General features: G+C 67.3%; 16 protein-coding genes and 1 tRNA gene. 8 read left to right on the top strand and 9 right to left on the bottom strand.

Annotation, left to right across the window (positions count from 1 at the left end):
- Positions 1-18: 18 nt before the first annotated feature.
- Positions 19-1,032: a LacI family DNA-binding transcriptional regulator gene (locus tag ABV606_RS07360; RefSeq protein ID WP_281488272.1), complete on the bottom strand. Its 1,014-nt coding sequence runs from the start codon at positions 1,030-1,032 to the stop codon at positions 19-21.
- A 119-nt stretch (positions 1,033-1,151) separates the two neighbouring features.
- On the opposite strand from ABV606_RS07360, the gene ABV606_RS07355 reads away from it, so the two are divergent.
- Both ABV606_RS07355 and ABV606_RS07350 read left to right on the top strand, forming a co-directional pair.
- Positions 1,152-1,919 carry an IclR family transcriptional regulator gene (locus ABV606_RS07355; protein ID WP_353987234.1) on the top strand — a complete coding sequence of 256 codons (768 nt, stop codon included), beginning with the start codon at positions 1,152-1,154 and terminating at the stop codon, positions 1,917-1,919.
- 76 nt (positions 1,920-1,995) lie between these two features.
- Positions 1,996-3,177, top strand: coding sequence for a 4-hydroxybenzoate 3-monooxygenase (locus ABV606_RS07350; protein ID WP_353987233.1), 1,182 nt, complete (start codon positions 1,996-1,998; stop codon positions 3,175-3,177).
- A 110-nt stretch (positions 3,178-3,287) separates the two neighbouring features.
- Here ABV606_RS07350 and ABV606_RS07345 read toward each other — a convergent pair whose 3' ends face one another.
- Positions 3,288-3,845, bottom strand: coding sequence for an OsmC family protein (locus tag ABV606_RS07345; protein WP_353987232.1), 558 nt, complete (start codon positions 3,843-3,845; stop codon positions 3,288-3,290).
- 193 nt (positions 3,846-4,038) lie between these two features.
- Between ABV606_RS07345 and ABV606_RS07340 the strand changes: the two genes are divergently transcribed.
- Positions 4,039-4,638 (top strand): TetR/AcrR family transcriptional regulator, encoded by a 600-nt coding sequence (locus ABV606_RS07340; protein ID WP_353987231.1) that lies wholly within the window; start codon positions 4,039-4,041, stop codon positions 4,636-4,638.
- A 76-nt stretch (positions 4,639-4,714) separates the two neighbouring features.
- Here the strand turns inward: ABV606_RS07340 and ABV606_RS07335 are convergent, their stop codons facing one another.
- The gene (locus tag ABV606_RS07335; RefSeq protein WP_353987230.1) at positions 4,715-5,338 is read right to left on the bottom strand and encodes an NADPH-dependent F420 reductase; all 624 of its coding nucleotides are present in this window, start codon (positions 5,336-5,338) and stop codon (positions 4,715-4,717) included.
- A gap of 101 nt (positions 5,339-5,439) precedes the next feature.
- On the opposite strand from ABV606_RS07335, the gene ABV606_RS07330 reads away from it, so the two are divergent.
- Positions 5,440-5,937 carry a MarR family winged helix-turn-helix transcriptional regulator gene (locus ABV606_RS07330; RefSeq protein WP_353987229.1) on the top strand — a complete coding sequence of 166 codons (498 nt, stop codon included), beginning with the start codon at positions 5,440-5,442 and terminating at the stop codon, positions 5,935-5,937.
- Positions 5,938-5,964: 27 nt separating this feature from the next.
- Here ABV606_RS07330 and ABV606_RS07325 read toward each other — a convergent pair whose 3' ends face one another.
- Positions 5,965-7,359: a M20/M25/M40 family metallo-hydrolase gene (locus ABV606_RS07325; protein ID WP_353987228.1), complete on the bottom strand. Its 1,395-nt coding sequence runs from the start codon at positions 7,357-7,359 to the stop codon at positions 5,965-5,967.
- Between the two features lie 156 nt (positions 7,360-7,515).
- Here ABV606_RS07325 and ABV606_RS07320 point away from each other — a divergent pair, with 156 nt between their 5' ends.
- The 3 genes from ABV606_RS07320 to ABV606_RS07310 all read left to right on the top strand — a co-directional run bounded on the left by ABV606_RS07320 (position 7,516) and on the right by ABV606_RS07310 (position 9,893).
- A complete protein-coding gene (locus ABV606_RS07320) occupies positions 7,516-8,166 on the top strand; it encodes a MerR family transcriptional regulator (protein ID WP_353987227.1) in 651 nt (216 codons plus the stop codon).
- Positions 8,163-8,600 carry an SRPBCC family protein gene (locus ABV606_RS07315; RefSeq protein WP_353987226.1) on the top strand — a complete coding sequence of 146 codons (438 nt, stop codon included), beginning with the start codon at positions 8,163-8,165 and terminating at the stop codon, positions 8,598-8,600. Before ABV606_RS07320 ends, ABV606_RS07315 begins: the two co-directional genes overlap by 4 nt.
- A gap of 111 nt (positions 8,601-8,711) precedes the next feature.
- Complete coding sequence (locus ABV606_RS07310; protein ID WP_353987225.1) at positions 8,712-9,893, top strand: adenosylhomocysteinase; 1,182 nt, start codon at positions 8,712-8,714, stop codon at positions 9,891-9,893.
- A gap of 85 nt (positions 9,894-9,978) precedes the next feature.
- Here the strand turns inward: ABV606_RS07310 and ABV606_RS07305 are convergent.
- Positions 9,979-10,069 (bottom strand) — tRNA-Ser (locus ABV606_RS07305).
- 96 nt (positions 10,070-10,165) lie between these two features.
- Between ABV606_RS07305 and radA the strand changes: the two genes are divergently transcribed.
- Complete coding sequence (gene radA, locus ABV606_RS07300) at positions 10,166-11,515, top strand: DNA repair protein RadA (RefSeq protein ID WP_353987224.1); 1,350 nt, start codon at positions 10,166-10,168, stop codon at positions 11,513-11,515.
- Between the two features lie 150 nt (positions 11,516-11,665).
- Here the strand turns inward: radA and ABV606_RS07295 are convergent, their stop codons facing one another.
- Genes ABV606_RS07295 through ABV606_RS07280 form a run of 4 tightly spaced genes read right to left on the bottom strand, consistent with a single transcriptional unit; the run spans position 11,666 to position 14,109 of the window.
- Entirely contained in the window at positions 11,666-12,085 is a 420-nt protein-coding gene (locus tag ABV606_RS07295) for an SseB family protein (protein ID WP_281488261.1), read from the bottom strand.
- Positions 12,086-12,135: 50 nt separating this feature from the next.
- Complete coding sequence (locus tag ABV606_RS07290; protein WP_353987223.1) at positions 12,136-12,801, bottom strand: hypothetical protein; 666 nt, start codon at positions 12,799-12,801, stop codon at positions 12,136-12,138.
- 4 nt (positions 12,802-12,805) lie between these two features.
- Positions 12,806-13,315 (bottom strand): amino-acid N-acetyltransferase, encoded by a 510-nt coding sequence (locus ABV606_RS07285; RefSeq protein WP_281488259.1) that lies wholly within the window; start codon positions 13,313-13,315, stop codon positions 12,806-12,808.
- 20 nt (positions 13,316-13,335) lie between these two features.
- Positions 13,336-14,109: an LLM class flavin-dependent oxidoreductase gene (locus ABV606_RS07280; protein ID WP_353987222.1), complete on the bottom strand. Its 774-nt coding sequence runs from the start codon at positions 14,107-14,109 to the stop codon at positions 13,336-13,338.
- Between the last annotated feature and the right edge of the window lie 18 nt (positions 14,110-14,127).

Genomic DNA, 14,127 nt, shown 5'->3' with positions numbered 1-14,127 from the left:
TCCGCGCTGGCTCGATCCCTAGCGCAGTACAGCGCGAGGGCCGGTGGATTCTCGGACCACCAGTTCGGTCGGCACGGTCTCGACACGCACGTCACCGCCGGCAACGCGACTCGCGAGCATCTGGCCCGCCAGCCTGCCGATCTCATACGTGGGCATGTGCACCGACGTGAGCGAGGGTTCGATGAGCGACGCCGGCGCGAGGTCGTTGAACGAGACGAGCGAGAGTTCGCCGGGCACCGACCGCCCGAGCCGTTGGCTTGCGGCGATCGCGCCATAGGCGAGCGACTCATCGCCGCAGATGACGGCTGTCACGTCCGATGTGAGCCAGTCGCTCACTCGATCGGCCACCATGTCGGCCCGAATGTTATCGAGCAGCAGATCGGGCAGGGCGAAGCGGATGTCGTGGGCCTCGAGCGCGTCGCCCAACCGCGCGCGGCGCGTCAGCAGCGTGTCCGCTCGCCGGTCGAGGCCGATATAGCCGACTCGCTCGTGCCCCGCCGCCGAGAGGTGAGCGGCGACCGCGGCGGCTCCCGGTTCGAAGTCGTAGCGGGCCAGCGAGCAGTGCTCCGGTGCCGAGTCAGCGTCGATGACGACGGTGGGCAGCCCAGGTGGTACGAGGTCGAGCATCTCGCGCTCGGGGCTCGCGATGATGAGGCCGGCGGGCCCTCCGCGGAGCGCCCGCTGCAAGGCCGCGCGCGTTCCGCCGCCCTGCTCGCGCTCGTGCCGCAGCGGCATGGTCAGTGCGAGGTCCCAGCTCTCGTCGATCTCCGCGGTGATGCCGTCGAGGATGTAGCTGAAGAACGTGTACCAGACGTCGGGGAACACGAAGGCGAGTTGTCGCGACTGCCCGGTCGAGAGCTGCTGCGCGGTGCGGTTGGGCACATAGCCGAGGGCCTCCACCGCCTCGCGGATGCGCTCGCCGACCTGGTCGCTGATGCGGCCGGCGGTCTTTCCGTTGATCCAAAGCGACACTGCGGCGGGAGTGCACCCCGCCCGGGCGGCGACGTCGGCCGCGGTCACTCGCTTGATCACGTCGTCATCCTGCCAGTCGCTGAGGGTCCCGGTACAACGGACGAGAGCTCGGGCGCGCCCTGGCCTCGCGGCACGCCTTCGCCACACGCCTCGCGTCGGGCGCATGAGACGCTACGTATGTGGCCAACTCACCGACCGGCGACTCGATGGTGCAGCGAGTGGTGCGCGTGCTCGAGTCGTTCGACAGCGGCCGCGTCTCGCAGACGGCCAGTGAGATCGCCAGAAGGTCGCAGCTCCCCACTTCCACGGCGCACCGGATCGTGGGCGAGCTGGTCGAAACGGGCCTGCTCGAGCGCGACGAGAGCGGGGCGGTCCGAATCGGCCTGCGCCTGTGGGAGCTGACCACCAGAGGCTCCCGGGCGCTCGGACTGCGCCAGCTCGCAATGCCATTCATGGCAGAGGTGCAGGCGGTCGTGCGCGAGCACACTCAACTCGCCGTGTTGGAAGAGCACGAAGTGCTGTTCATCGAGAGGCTCTCCGCACGGAACGCCGGCGCCAACGTCACTCGGATCGCCGGGCGGCTGCCGCTGCACGCATCCTCGTCGGGACTCGTGCTGCTCGCCTTTGCCCCGCCGGAATTGCAGGAGGCGGTGCTCTCCGGGCCGCTGCGCGCGGTGTCGCAGGAGACCATCACCGACCCGCGGCGATTGCGTTCGAAGCTCGCAGAAGTGCGGCGCCTGGGGTTCGCGTCGGCACCGGGGTTCATCGAGCAGGTCTCGTCGGGCATCGCGGTTCCGGTGCGCGACGGTTCAGGCACCGTGATCGCGGCGCTCTCCGTCGTGCTCCCCCGTGAGCGGGCCGGCGACCAGGAGGCGGTGCTGGTGCTCAAGCGAGCGGCATCGCGAATCACCGAAGCGATCGCGGCGACCGACTTCCTTTCCCGTTGATCGAGAAGCGCCGACCGAACGCCGCAGGTGCGAAGCGATGATGCTGCCATCCGTCCCGCGTCGTGAAGGAGCGCCGATGGCCTCAACCGCCCGAACCCAAGTCGCGATCATCGGCGCAGGCCCAGCGGGCCTGATGCTCTCGCATCTGCTGCACCGTGCCGGCATCCATTCGATCGTGATCGACGGACGGAGCCGCGATGCGATCGAGCAGACCATCCGCGCCGGAATCCTGGAGAACGGCACCGTCGATCTGCTCACGTCGACTGATGTCTCGCAGCGCGTGCTCGCCGAGGGCCATCGCCACGACGGCATTGAACTGCGCTTCGAAGGCACTGGCCACCGCATCGATTTCGCCGACCTCGCCGGACGCGCGGTGTGGCTGTACCCGCAGCATGAGGTGCTCAAAGACCTGATCGCAGCACGTCTTCGAGACGGCGGCGAGGTGCGCTTCGAATCGACAGCGACCGAGATCATGGATGCCGACAGCGACGCGCCGCGCGTGATCGGCACCGGCGCCGACGGGCACTTGTTCGAGATCACCGCCGACTTCGTGATCGGCGCGGATGGCTCGCAGTCGATCGCTCGCGAGACGGTGACCGGGTCTCGCACCGGCGGCCACTTCCGCGAGTATCCCTTCGCCTGGTTCGGCATCCTCACCGAGGCGCCGCCGAGCGCGCCGGAGCTCATCTACAGCGCCTCGCCGCATGGATTCGCCTTGATCAGCCAGCGGAGCGACACCGTGCAGCGCATGTACCTGCAGTGCGACCCGGAGCTCGACCCGGCCAGCATGAGCGACCCGGAGATCTGGGATGCGCTGCAAACCCGCGTGGGCGGCGGCCTCATCGAGGGCCCGATCTTCCAGCGCGACGTGCTGCGCTTTCGCAGCTTCGTCGCGCACCGGCTGCGCCGCGGCCGGGCCTTCCTCGTTGGAGACGCGGCGCACACCGTGCCGCCCACCGGGGCGAAGGGCCTCAATCTCGCCGTCGCCGACGTGCTGCTGCTGAGCGGCGCACTGCAGTCGTTCTACGAAACGGGCTCCGAGGCCCACCTGGGCGCATACCCGGAGCGCGCGCTGGACCGCATCTGGCGCGCCCAGCATTTCTCATGGTGGATGACCAGCATGCTGCACGCCGCGCCCGACGCCACCGAGTTCGATCTCCAGCGCCGCTTCGGCGAACTGCATTCGGTGACGTCATCGCGCGCCGGGCGCACGTATCTCGCCGAGGCATACACCGGCTGGCCGCTCGCGACATTCTGAGCACCTTGGCCCGTCGCTCTGCCAACTGACGCCTGCCAAACGCTGCCCCGGGCGGCCTGACCGGCGGATGCCGACCGCCAGGCCGCCCGAGGTCGAATCCGTTTCGAGCCCTAGGCCAGTTCGGTGACCACCTCGACGCCGCGGGTGAGCGTGCTGCGAATCGGCGAACGAGCCTCGACGAGCCGCACGAGGTTTTCGAGCTGCTCACGCGAGGCACCGGGAGCATCCAGGTCGATGCGCGCGCGGATCTGCACGGCACCCGGCGCCTGGTCAGGATCGATGCCGAGGAATCCGGCGAGGTCGAAGTCGATCTCGAGGTGCAGGCGGTAGCTCTCGAGCTCGATGCCCATGCCGGCGGCGTTGGCCGCCAACGTCACGGTGTAGCAGCCGGCGAGCGCCTGCAGCAGATACTCACCGGGCGAGACAGCGGTGTCACTGCCGAGAAGGGCCGCCGGCTCGTCGCTGCTCAGGCGGAACTGCCCGGCGCGCGCCGCATCCTGCTCCCCTGCCTGAGTGAGAGCTCCGGTCTCCGCATCGAGCCGGAAGCCGCCGACCTGGCCGTTCATGGAGAACGTCACCTCGCCGAGCGCACGGTTCTGCCGCACCGCCTCGATGGTGTCGCCCAGTGCTTGCGTGTCGACGCCATTCACAAGTGTTGCGGTCGTCATCTGTCTTCCTCCACAGTTCAACATCGCCTTAATTAGACTGACTTGTCTAATGATCCGTTCGCTAGACTAGACAGAGCTGTTCAATGAAGTCAATGAGGAGCGCTGCCCAACAGCGCCGGTGGCGCACAGGCGAAGAGCGCCTGCCGGTCGCGCCACCAGGCGACAGCAACTTCTCTGACCGGGCGGGAGACCGATGAGCGACGACGGGAACGACTCCTCGCAGCAGACGACGAGGACCGAGCGTCGGCGTCCCGCGCGCGAACGACTCCTGGCGGCAGTGGACGAGCTGCTGTACCGGGAGGGCATTGCGGCATCCGGCATCGACCGCATCATCGATGAAGCGGGCATCGCGAAGGGCACGCTCTATGGCAACTTCCGCTCGAAGGACGAGCTCGTCGACGCCTACCTCGCGCAGCGGCATCAGCACGTCATCGAGACGCTCGACGGTATCGCCCGAAGCGATGGGTCGCCGCAGGAGAAGGTGGATGCGGTGTTCGACTACCTCGCCGAGCAGGTGGGCGACGAGGCATTCCGCGGCTGCGCGTTCGTGATCGCAGCGGCCGAAGTGCCCGATCCGGACAGGCCGCCAATGCGCTGGGCGCGCACCAATAAGCGCGGCCTGCACGATGCCTTCGTTCGCATGCTCGGCGGGATCAGGGGGAGCGAAGCGATCGCGGACCAGCTGTGCATCCTCTATGACGGAGCGCTCGCGACCAGTGCCATCAGACCGCAAGCCGGAGCGGTCGAACTCGCGCGGCGCATGGCGCGCAGCATCCTCGACGCCTCGAAGTGAATGAGGCGGTGGAGCTGAACGCCCCACCGCCTCACCTCGATTTGCATCAGTGCTGAGACGACTCAGTCACGGCAGTTCAGGCGCGAACCGCGAACCCGCCGGTCCAGCCGATGTGCTCACGCACAGCGAGCACCATCTGCAGGAAGCCCAGCGCCTCGAGCTCGCGAGCACGCTTGAGCGAGCCGGCATCCGCCACCGCGAGGCCCCCAGCCTTGACGACCTCGGCGACCGATGACTTGGCTGCACCATCGTCACCCGCGATGACCACTGTGGTTGCGGCTCCATCGAGTTCACCGGAAGCGAGGGTCGCGGCGAAATTGGTGTTGAACGCCTTCACGACGCGGGCACCGGGAACCGATGCGGCGAGTTCGGCAGCAGCCGAGCTGTCGGCCGGCACGGTGAGCCCGTCGAACGTGGCGAAGTCCACGGGGTTGGTGACATCGACGAGCACCTTGCCGTCGAGCTTGTCGCCGTACGTCGAGACGATCTCGGCAAGCGCCGGGTAGGGCACGGCGAGGACGACGATCTCGCCCGTGAGCTCTTCGCCGACTGCCGCGGCCGCACCGTTCACCTGCGTCGCCAGTTCGGCCGCCTTCGCCCGGTCGCGGGCGACGACCTGCACAGCCGCGCCGCCCTTCGCAGCGATGGCCGCGATGGCGGCGCCCATGTTCCCGGTACCGATGATGGAGATGGTGGTCATTGTGTTCCCTTCGAGAAGTAGTTGCCACGGCAACTTGCTACTCAATGCACAACACGGTTGCCGCTGCAACTATTCCCGAGGCCTTCGTTAGACTCGTCGCAATGGATCGCTCGGTGCCTCGAATGGATGCCGCGGAGTCGCGCGCCTGGCTCGCGCTCGTCAGCACTGCCGAACTCCTGCCGGCCGCCCTCGACGCTCAGCTGCAGGCGGATTCGCAACTCACCCACTTCGAGTTCATCGCACTGACCGTGCTGAAAGACGCAGAGCACAACACGCTGCGCATGAAGGAGCTCGCGGCAGCGACCAACGCGACACTCCCCCGGCTGTCCAAAGTGGTGACGCGACTGGAGAGTCGGGGGCTCGTCGAGCGACAGGCACGATCCGACGACGGGCGCGCGATCGACGTGCGCCTCACGACCGCGGGCCGGCGCGCACTGGTGCTCGCAACGCCGGGCCATATCGAGACAGTGCGCCGCCTGGTCATCGACCACCTCGCCCCCGAGCAGCTCGACGCACTGGCCGACGCGCTGGAACCTCTCGTACAGCGGCTGGACCCGCAGGCGCGGTGGGGGCCGAAGAGGATCTCCGGGCGGCGCTGAGCTAGCTCGCCGCGATCGCGCCGAACCTCACGACTGCTGTTCAGCGATCAGCGCCCAGAAGTGCGCCAGGGTCGCGGCGCCTTTCTCAACCACCGCGAGATCGACCCGTTCATCCGCCGCGTGCCAGTTGTCGGTGACCAAACCGGTGCCGAAGAACAACACCGGAGCATCGAGCATGCGCGCGAGAAGCTCGGCAGGTCCGCCACCGGCGTTACCCATTCGGCCCACCTCGGCAGACTCGAATCCGGCGCCCATGGCGGCAGCGAGCGCGTCGAGCTGGGGCGATTGCGGGGTGCGGTACGGCTGCTGCGCAGTGAGCTCTGACAGCGTGAGTTCCCACTGCAGCCCAGTCGCCTCGCGCTCAAGCCATTCCCGCAACTGCTGACCCACTTCTTCAGTGCGCTGACCGTCGACGATGCGGATGCTGAGTTCTGCCGTCGCGGTAGCGGGAATCACTGCGCGAGGCAGCCCCTCCGTGTCGCCGCCCTCGATGCTGATGACTTCGAGCGAGGGCCGGGCCCACAGAAGTTCCGGGATCGTGAACCCTTCCTCCCCGCCGACTCTCGGCGTGCGCGTCTCCTCGAGCCAGGTGCTCGGCGTGATCGGCAGTGCCGCGTACTCCGCGCGCTGGGCGGCGTCGGGCGTGCTCACTCGGTCATAGAAGCGCGGAAGCGTGATGCGGCCGCGCTCGTCGTGAAGACGCGCGAGCAGGAAGGCCAGGTCGAGGATCGGGTTCGGGGCCGGCCCGGAGACGGCGCCGCTGTGCACGTCGCGCTGCGGACCGTGCAGCGTGACAGTGGCTCCCAGCATCCCTCGCACAGACGTGCAAACCGCGGGGTAGTCAGCATCGACGAGCGTCGTGTCGGAGAAGAGGACGAAGTCGCACCCGAGATCGGCGCGATGCTCGTCGAGCAGGGATTGGAGATGCGGCGACCCCAATTCCTCTTCGCCCTCGATGAGGAGCTTCACGTGCACCCGAGGAGCGCTCCCGTGCGATCCCAGGTGGGCGCTGAGCGCCCAGAGGTGCATGAGCGCCTGCGCCTTGGCGTCGGAGGAGCCTCGTCCGTACAGCAGACCATCTCGAATGAACGGGTCGAAGGGGTCGCCGACCGTCCACTTGTCTCCCGCCAGAGCTCGCACGTCGTGGTGACTGTAGACCAGCACAGTCGGGGCGCCCGCGCCGCCAGGGGTCGGCCACTCAGCGAATACGGCGTTGCTGTCGCCCTGCGGCCACACCTCTACTCGCGGGAAGCCGTCGGCGCGGCAGTACTCCGCGAACAACTCAGCCGAATCGAGCAACGCTCTGCGGTGCTCCTCATCACCGGCGATGGAAGGGATTCGCACCCAGTCCAGCAGGCGCTGCCTGAACGACTCGGATGTCGAGGTCAGATGCTGCCGGATCTCCTCCGTTCGTTCTGACAATCCGTCCTCGCTTCCGTGACGCTCGCGCTCCGCCTGCCGCTCACGCATCGGCAGGTATCCCTGGCCTCACTGCGCAGACTAATCCCGACGACCAGCGCAAACCGCCCCACGAAGATTACGGTTGATAGTTACACTATCGATAGTTACAGTGTCGATGTGAAGATCTCCCAGCTCAGCCAGGCTGCAGCGGTATCGCCCGCCACCGTGAAGTACTACACACGCGAGGGCTTGGTGCCCGCCGGAAAGCGGACCGGCTACAACCAGACCGAATACGACGACGGGCACGTCGCGAGGTTGCGGTTGATCAGAGCACTCATCGAAGTCGGGGCGCTCTCGGTCGCCACCACGCGCGACATCCTGAAGGCGATCGACGATCCTCAGCTTCCGCTCGGCGCCCTGCTCGGTGAAGCGCAGAAAGCGGGAACCCCGCAACGGCAAGGGAATCCCAGCGACAGGTCGATGGAGCGCGTGACGTCGGTCATGCAGGAGCGCGGGTGGAAAGCCCACCCGGGCAACCCCGGAATCCAGCTCGCCGCGGGCGTGCTCGACGCCTACGACTCGATCGGTAGACCCGACCTTGCCGACACGCTCCCCCGTTATGCAGAAGCCGCCGACATCGTCGCCGAAGCAGACCTCGACGCGGTTGAGCGGAGCGGTGACCGCGACCGCATGGCGGAGGCGGTCATCGTCGGGACAGCGCTCGGCGACACCCTGCTCGCCGGCTTGCGGCGCATCGCTCAGGAGAGCCAGTCGGTTCGCCGTTACCCGCACGCCGCTCGAAGCTCCCAGGAACGAGAAGCACAATGACGAGAACCGCACACTCCATCTCGACGGAATTGAAGCCCGAAGCGGCGTTCAGGTTTCTCGCGAACGTCGAGAATGAGGTGCAGTGGCGGCAGTCCATCGTGGGCTCGCGCTACGTCGGTGCCGGGGCGCCTGCGCTCGGGGTCGACGGCGAGACAGATGTGGCGATGGGTTCGAAGTCGCTGACCATGCGCTGGACGATCGTCGACTTCGCAGAGGGTCACCGCGTCGAGTGGCGGCTCGACGGCGATCCCTGGCACGGCGGCGGCAGCTACACCGTCACCCCGCGCGACCGCGGCAGCGAGATCCGCGCAGCACTCGAAGTGAGTCTGAACGGCGCCGCCCGGGTGTTCGAGCCACTCCTGGGCTTCCAGCTTCGGCGCGGCCTACGGGAAGACCTTCGCCGCCTTGAGCGACTGTTGCCCAGAGTGGGTTGACCGTGCAACTCGGGGTTGCCACGCTGCTCCAGCGCGCCACTGGCGGCGCGGCGGAGTTGCGGCCGGCGTCCCGTGCGCACGGCGTGTGAGACTGTGACGGCGAGAAAGGCGATGAAGATGTCAGAACTCTTCGACCGCGGCGAGGCACGCATTCGATGGATCCGATCCCGGATGCCACTGCTGGCCGACGCGCGCACAGAATTCGCGGCGCGACAGCCTTTCGCCGGCCGGCGGGTCGGGATGTCATTGCACCTCGAGCCGAAGACCGCAGTGCTTCTGGAAGTGCTCGCCGCCGGTGGTGCCGAGATCGTCGCGACCGGAAACTTCGGCACGACTCAGGACGACGTGGTCGCGTTCCTCCGTGGACAAGGCATGACGGTGCTTGGCTCGCGAGACGATTCTCTCGAGCAGCACCACGGCAACGTCGCGGCGGTGATCGACGCGAAGCCCGACATCCTGCTCGACAACGGCGCAGACCTCGCAGCGGGGATCGTCGCCGCAGGCATGGCCGACTCCGTCATCGGTGGCACCGAAGAGACCACGAGCGGCGCACTTCGACTGCGTTCCGAACTCGCCGGCAAGCTGCCGTTTCCCACGATCGTGATCAACGACAGCCTCCTGAAGGCGATCGGCGAGAATCGTCACGCGGTTGGGCAGTCCGTCGTTGAGAGCATCATGCGGATCACGAACCTCATGATCCCCGGAGGCCGCTTCGTGGTCGCCGGTTACGGCTGGTGCGGGCGAGGCATTGCCCAATACCTTCGGGCGTTCGGCGGACGGGTCGCGATCGCCGAGGTCGATGAGATCAAGGCGTTCGAGGCGGCGCTCGATGGCTACCGCGTCGATGAGCTTGAGAATCTCGCCGAGTGGGGCCAGGTGTTCGTGACCGCGACCGGACACCCTGGCGTCATCACCAGGGACATCATCGACCGCATTAACGACGGCGCCGTGCTCGCAAACGCCGGCCACTTCCCTTGGGAGATCGACGTCGATGCGCTCTACGCGGATGCCGAACGCCTCACCGAACTCGACTCGGCTATCGAGCGCGTAGACCTCCCCGGAGGCCGCCACATCGTGCTGCTCGCCGGCGGCCGGATGGTGAACCTCGCCGGAACCAACCCGAAGGGCAACTCGCTCGAGTCAATGGACCTCGGGTTTCTGCTGCAGTCGCTCTCATTGGAGCGCGTCGCTACCGACCCTGAGAGCCTCCTCGCCGGAGCGCAGCCCGTGCCCGACGACATCGAACGCGAGATCGCCCGCCGCTTCGTCAGGGCGCTCAGCGCGAACCGCTGAGCGAAGCTCCCGAGTTCTCGCTCGCGAACGAACGACTGAACCCCTCGACTTCCGCGTCATTCCGCGGAAATCAAGGGGTTCAGATTGGCGGTGACGGTGGGATTTGAACCCACGGTGGAGGGTCACTCCACACGACTTTTCGAGAGTCGCACCTTCGGCCGCTCGGACACGTCACCGCCGAAAAGCTTAGTACACGCGCGGGCGTGCTCAGAACGCGAGGCTCCAGCATCCGCGCCGATTGATTGTCGGATGCCGCGGCTACGCTTTCGAGCATGGCCCGACCCACCGCGAACTTCCGTTGCTCCGAGTGCGGTTGGGAGAGCGCGAAATGGGTTGGCCGTTGCGGTGAGTGCCAGGCCTGGAACACCGTCGACAGCGTCGACGCCCCTACTCGTGCTGTGCCGAGTGCGCGCATCAGCGCCGCCCGCGTAGCGAAGCCCATCACTGAGTACACCTCTGGCTCGATCAAGCGAACGACCACGAGCATCGAGGAACTCGACCGCGTGCTCGGAGGCGGGGTGGCGCCCGCAGCCGTGATCCTGCTGAGCGGCGAGCCAGGAGTGGGCAAGTCCACCCTGTTGCTCGAAGTGGCCAGCCGGGCTGCCGCTCAGGGTACCAAAGTGCTCTACGTCAGTGCGGAAGAGTCAGCCTCGCAGGTGCGGATGCGAGCGGAGCGCACCGGCGCACTATGGCCATACCTCTATCTCGCTTCCGAGACCGATCTCAGCACGATCCTCGGACAGATCGATGCCGTCAAGCCGCAGCTGCTGATCGTCGACTCAGTGCAGACCGTGTCGAGCTCGCTCAACGACGGGCTCGCCGGCCAGCCCGCACAGGTGCGCGAAGTCGCCGCCACGCTCACGCGCGTCGCCAAGGAGCGTGACCTGCCGACGATCATCGTCGGTCACGTCACGAAAGACGGCAGCATCGCCGGTCCGCGCCTGCTCGAGCACCTCGTCGACGTGGTGTGCCATTTCGAGGGCGACCGGCAGTCGACGCTGCGCTTCATCCGCGCGCTCAAGAACCGCTTCGGACCAACCGACGAGATCGGATGCTTCCAGATGACGGGCGAGGGCATCGAGGAGGTACCAGACCCGAGCGGCCTGTTCCTCTCCCGGTCGGTCACGCCTGTGAGCGGCACCTGCGTGACCATCGCGATCGAGGGCAGACGACCGATCCCGGTCGAAGTGCAAGCGCTGGTCGTCGCCTCGAGCGCCCCGCAGCCTCGGCGGGTGGTCAACGGGGTCGATTCGTCGCGAGTGGCCATGTTGCTCGCCGTTCTCGAACGCCGAGCCGGCCTGAAGCTCTCGAACGCCGACGTCTACGTATCGACCGTGGGCGGCATCCGCCTCACCGAGCCGGGCGCCGATCTCGCCATCGCAATCGCCGTCGCGAGCGCGGCCCGCGATATGCCGATCAACACGGATGCCGCGGCCTTCGGCGAGATCAGTCTCGCCGGCGAGGTGCGCTCCGTCTCCGCCGCGGCCCAGCGTGAGAACGAGGCCCGACGGTTGGGCTACGAGACGATCATCGGCGCCGATTCACCGCATGTGCGAGAGGCGCTTCGGATCGCGTTCGACACCGGTTCGCGCCAGGAGATACAGGGCGCTCACCCGTTCTAGGTCTTGCGGCAGCGCTCAGCAGTCCAGGAGCGCATGCGGGAACAGGTGTGCCTGCGAACCCGAGCCAGGACGACCTCGCGCGGGCCCAAGTGCGCGGCGATTCGTGGCTGCGCAGCTGACGAACCACCCGAAACCGCAGGTGTCAGGCAGCTAGAGGCGCAGCGCCTTCAGCACCTCGGCAGGCTCAGCCTGCATCGCGTGCGGTCCGGCGACGTCGAACCACACCGCTTCGAGCACACCGAGGTTCTGCTCGATGAAGTCAGCCAGCGTCGCCGCGTCGTACCCCAGCACCCGATGGTCGTTCTCTTGCGGCACCATCGCGACATAGGTCTCGGGCGAACTGAACAGCAACAGCATGTACTTGTCGCTCTCGCCCCGTCGGAACACCCGCACCTGCGGGTCGCCGGGAACCCCGGGCAGCAACGGAACCACGACCCGATCGTTGCGCAACGCCAGCGCCACCGCCGCGGTGTCCTGCTTCGCCAGAGCGTCGGCGAGCATGGTGGTGCGGGGCAGTTGCTGAGCGGCGGCCTTCGAGGCCTTGCCGGGCTTGCGGGGCTTTTTCGACATGCTTCAAGCCTAAGCATCCAAGGTAGGTCACACCCGACGACGGCAGGACGTCAGTAGAGCATGAACTGGCGGCTCGAGGCGGCCTCGAGATCGCCGAGCTTCACCGAGAGGTGGTAGCTCGCGCCCCCCGCAGGAACCGCCGGGCGCTCAGTGTCGCACGTCTCTGGCGTCGAGCGAGTGCGGTCCCACGTGAGCGGCGCAGTCGAGATCGCTTGCGCGGGTTCGATGCGCACTTCGGCGGGTGCGGCATCCGTCTGGCAATCCTTCGACGACCAGTACTTCTCAGCACCGCTCGTGATGAGGAACTCCATCACATCGGTGCCCGCGTTCAAGAGGCACGCGGCCGTGCCCGTGTTGGTGACCGTCATCGTGACGAGCACCGGCTCACCCGGTTGGTAGCTCGTCTTATCGGTCACCGCTTCGACGGCGATGGTCCCGGGCTTGCACGCCGACAACTCGCCGTCACCGGCGGGAGCAGCAGCGCCTCCGTCGTCGACCGAGCCACCGGCATCCGATCCACTTCCGCCGGCCGCAGGGGTCTCGGCGACCGTGCTGGAATCGCCCTTGTCGCGCGTCTCGCCTTCAGCAGCTCCAGGGCGCACGACGATCAGCACCACGACGACGATCACGGCGATCAGACCGAGCAGCACCATGATGCGCCGCCGCCAGTAGACGCTGGGCGGCTGCGGGCCCACCGGATTGCGGAGCGTCGACATGCCCTCAGGCTAACGAGAGATGCTTCAGCATCCGCGTATTGCCGAGGGTGTTTGGCTTAACGTGTGCCAGATCGAGGAACTCGGCGACGCCCACATCGGGCGACCGCATGAGCTGTGCCTGCACCTCGGCGTCGACCACGTCGTCGCCGATCGGCTCGAAGCCATTGCGCGAGAAGAACTCCACCTCGAAAGTGAGGCAGAACAGGCGGCTCAACCCGAGCTCGAGCGCATCGTGCTCCAGGGTGCTGAGGAGGGCGCGACCGACGCCACGGCCGAGCCACGGCTCCGCGACAGCCAAGGTTCGCACTTCACCCAGATCTTCCCAGATGACGTGCAACGCTCCGCACCCGATCAGCTCGCCAGCCGCATCTTCGGCGACCCGGAATTCCTGCACCGCCTCGTAGAACACGACGCGTTCCTTGCCGAGCAGGATGCGGCGATGCACGAGCGGCTCGATGAGTCGCATGATCGCGGGCACATCGCTGGTGCGAGCGTGGCGAACGGTGAATGTCATGCCAGGCGGCTTCCGGTTCCTCAGGGGATGTCGAGCTGCAGACGGTCAGCCAGCAGCGGGTGATCGATGAACTGAGCGTAATCATCGATGGTCTGCTCAGCGGTGATGGCCCGAATGACGACCTCGTCGACCGCGCCGAGATACTCGTCGAGCAGGGACCCTGCATCAGACTCAGACGCGCCCGTCACCGCGGAGGCATCGAGCGTCGTCTCCAGCGCCGTGACACCGAGACGCTCGAAGTTCGCTGCGTAGGCGGGAACCGCCTCATACCGCCGAGCCTCGGCGACGAGCGCCTCGCGAGCTGCCGGGTCGACGATCGTGCGCACGTACTGCACGACGTGCGCGGGGCGGGGCCGGGCGAGCGACGCGGCCTGAGCATCAGCCGCCGCTTCGGCTGCGGCATCCGGAGTCAGCCAGTTGAGCACGACGCCGTCGGCCTCTCGTGCGGCGAGCTCCCGCATCTTCGGACCGAGGGCACCGACGACGACCGGCACACCGATCTCGTCGCGGAGGACAGCGACCGCCTCACCGACTACCGCGAGCGCGCCCTTGGCGACCCGACCTGACCCGATTCCGATCGTCAGGCGATCGAGCGGGAGACCGAGACGGTCGATGGATGCCGCGATCTCGAGAGGCGGTCGACGGTCGATCGGAATCACGCCCGTGGCGAGTTGCAGGGTCGCGGTGACCTCGGCCGCGACCGCGATCGAGGCGAGCGCGTCACCGGCCGGGGTGTCATTCACCCAGAGCGTATGGAAGCCCGCGGCCTCGAGTCGGGGTGCCAGCTCGCGCACCACCGCATGGTCAAGCGA

This window comes from Ruicaihuangia caeni (assembly GCF_040536845.1).
Lineage (GTDB): Bacteria > Actinomycetota > Actinomycetes > Actinomycetales > Microbacteriaceae > Ruicaihuangia > Ruicaihuangia caeni.
Note: the sequence above shows the minus strand (reverse complement) of the source record. Positions and strands in the feature narration are given on the sequence as shown.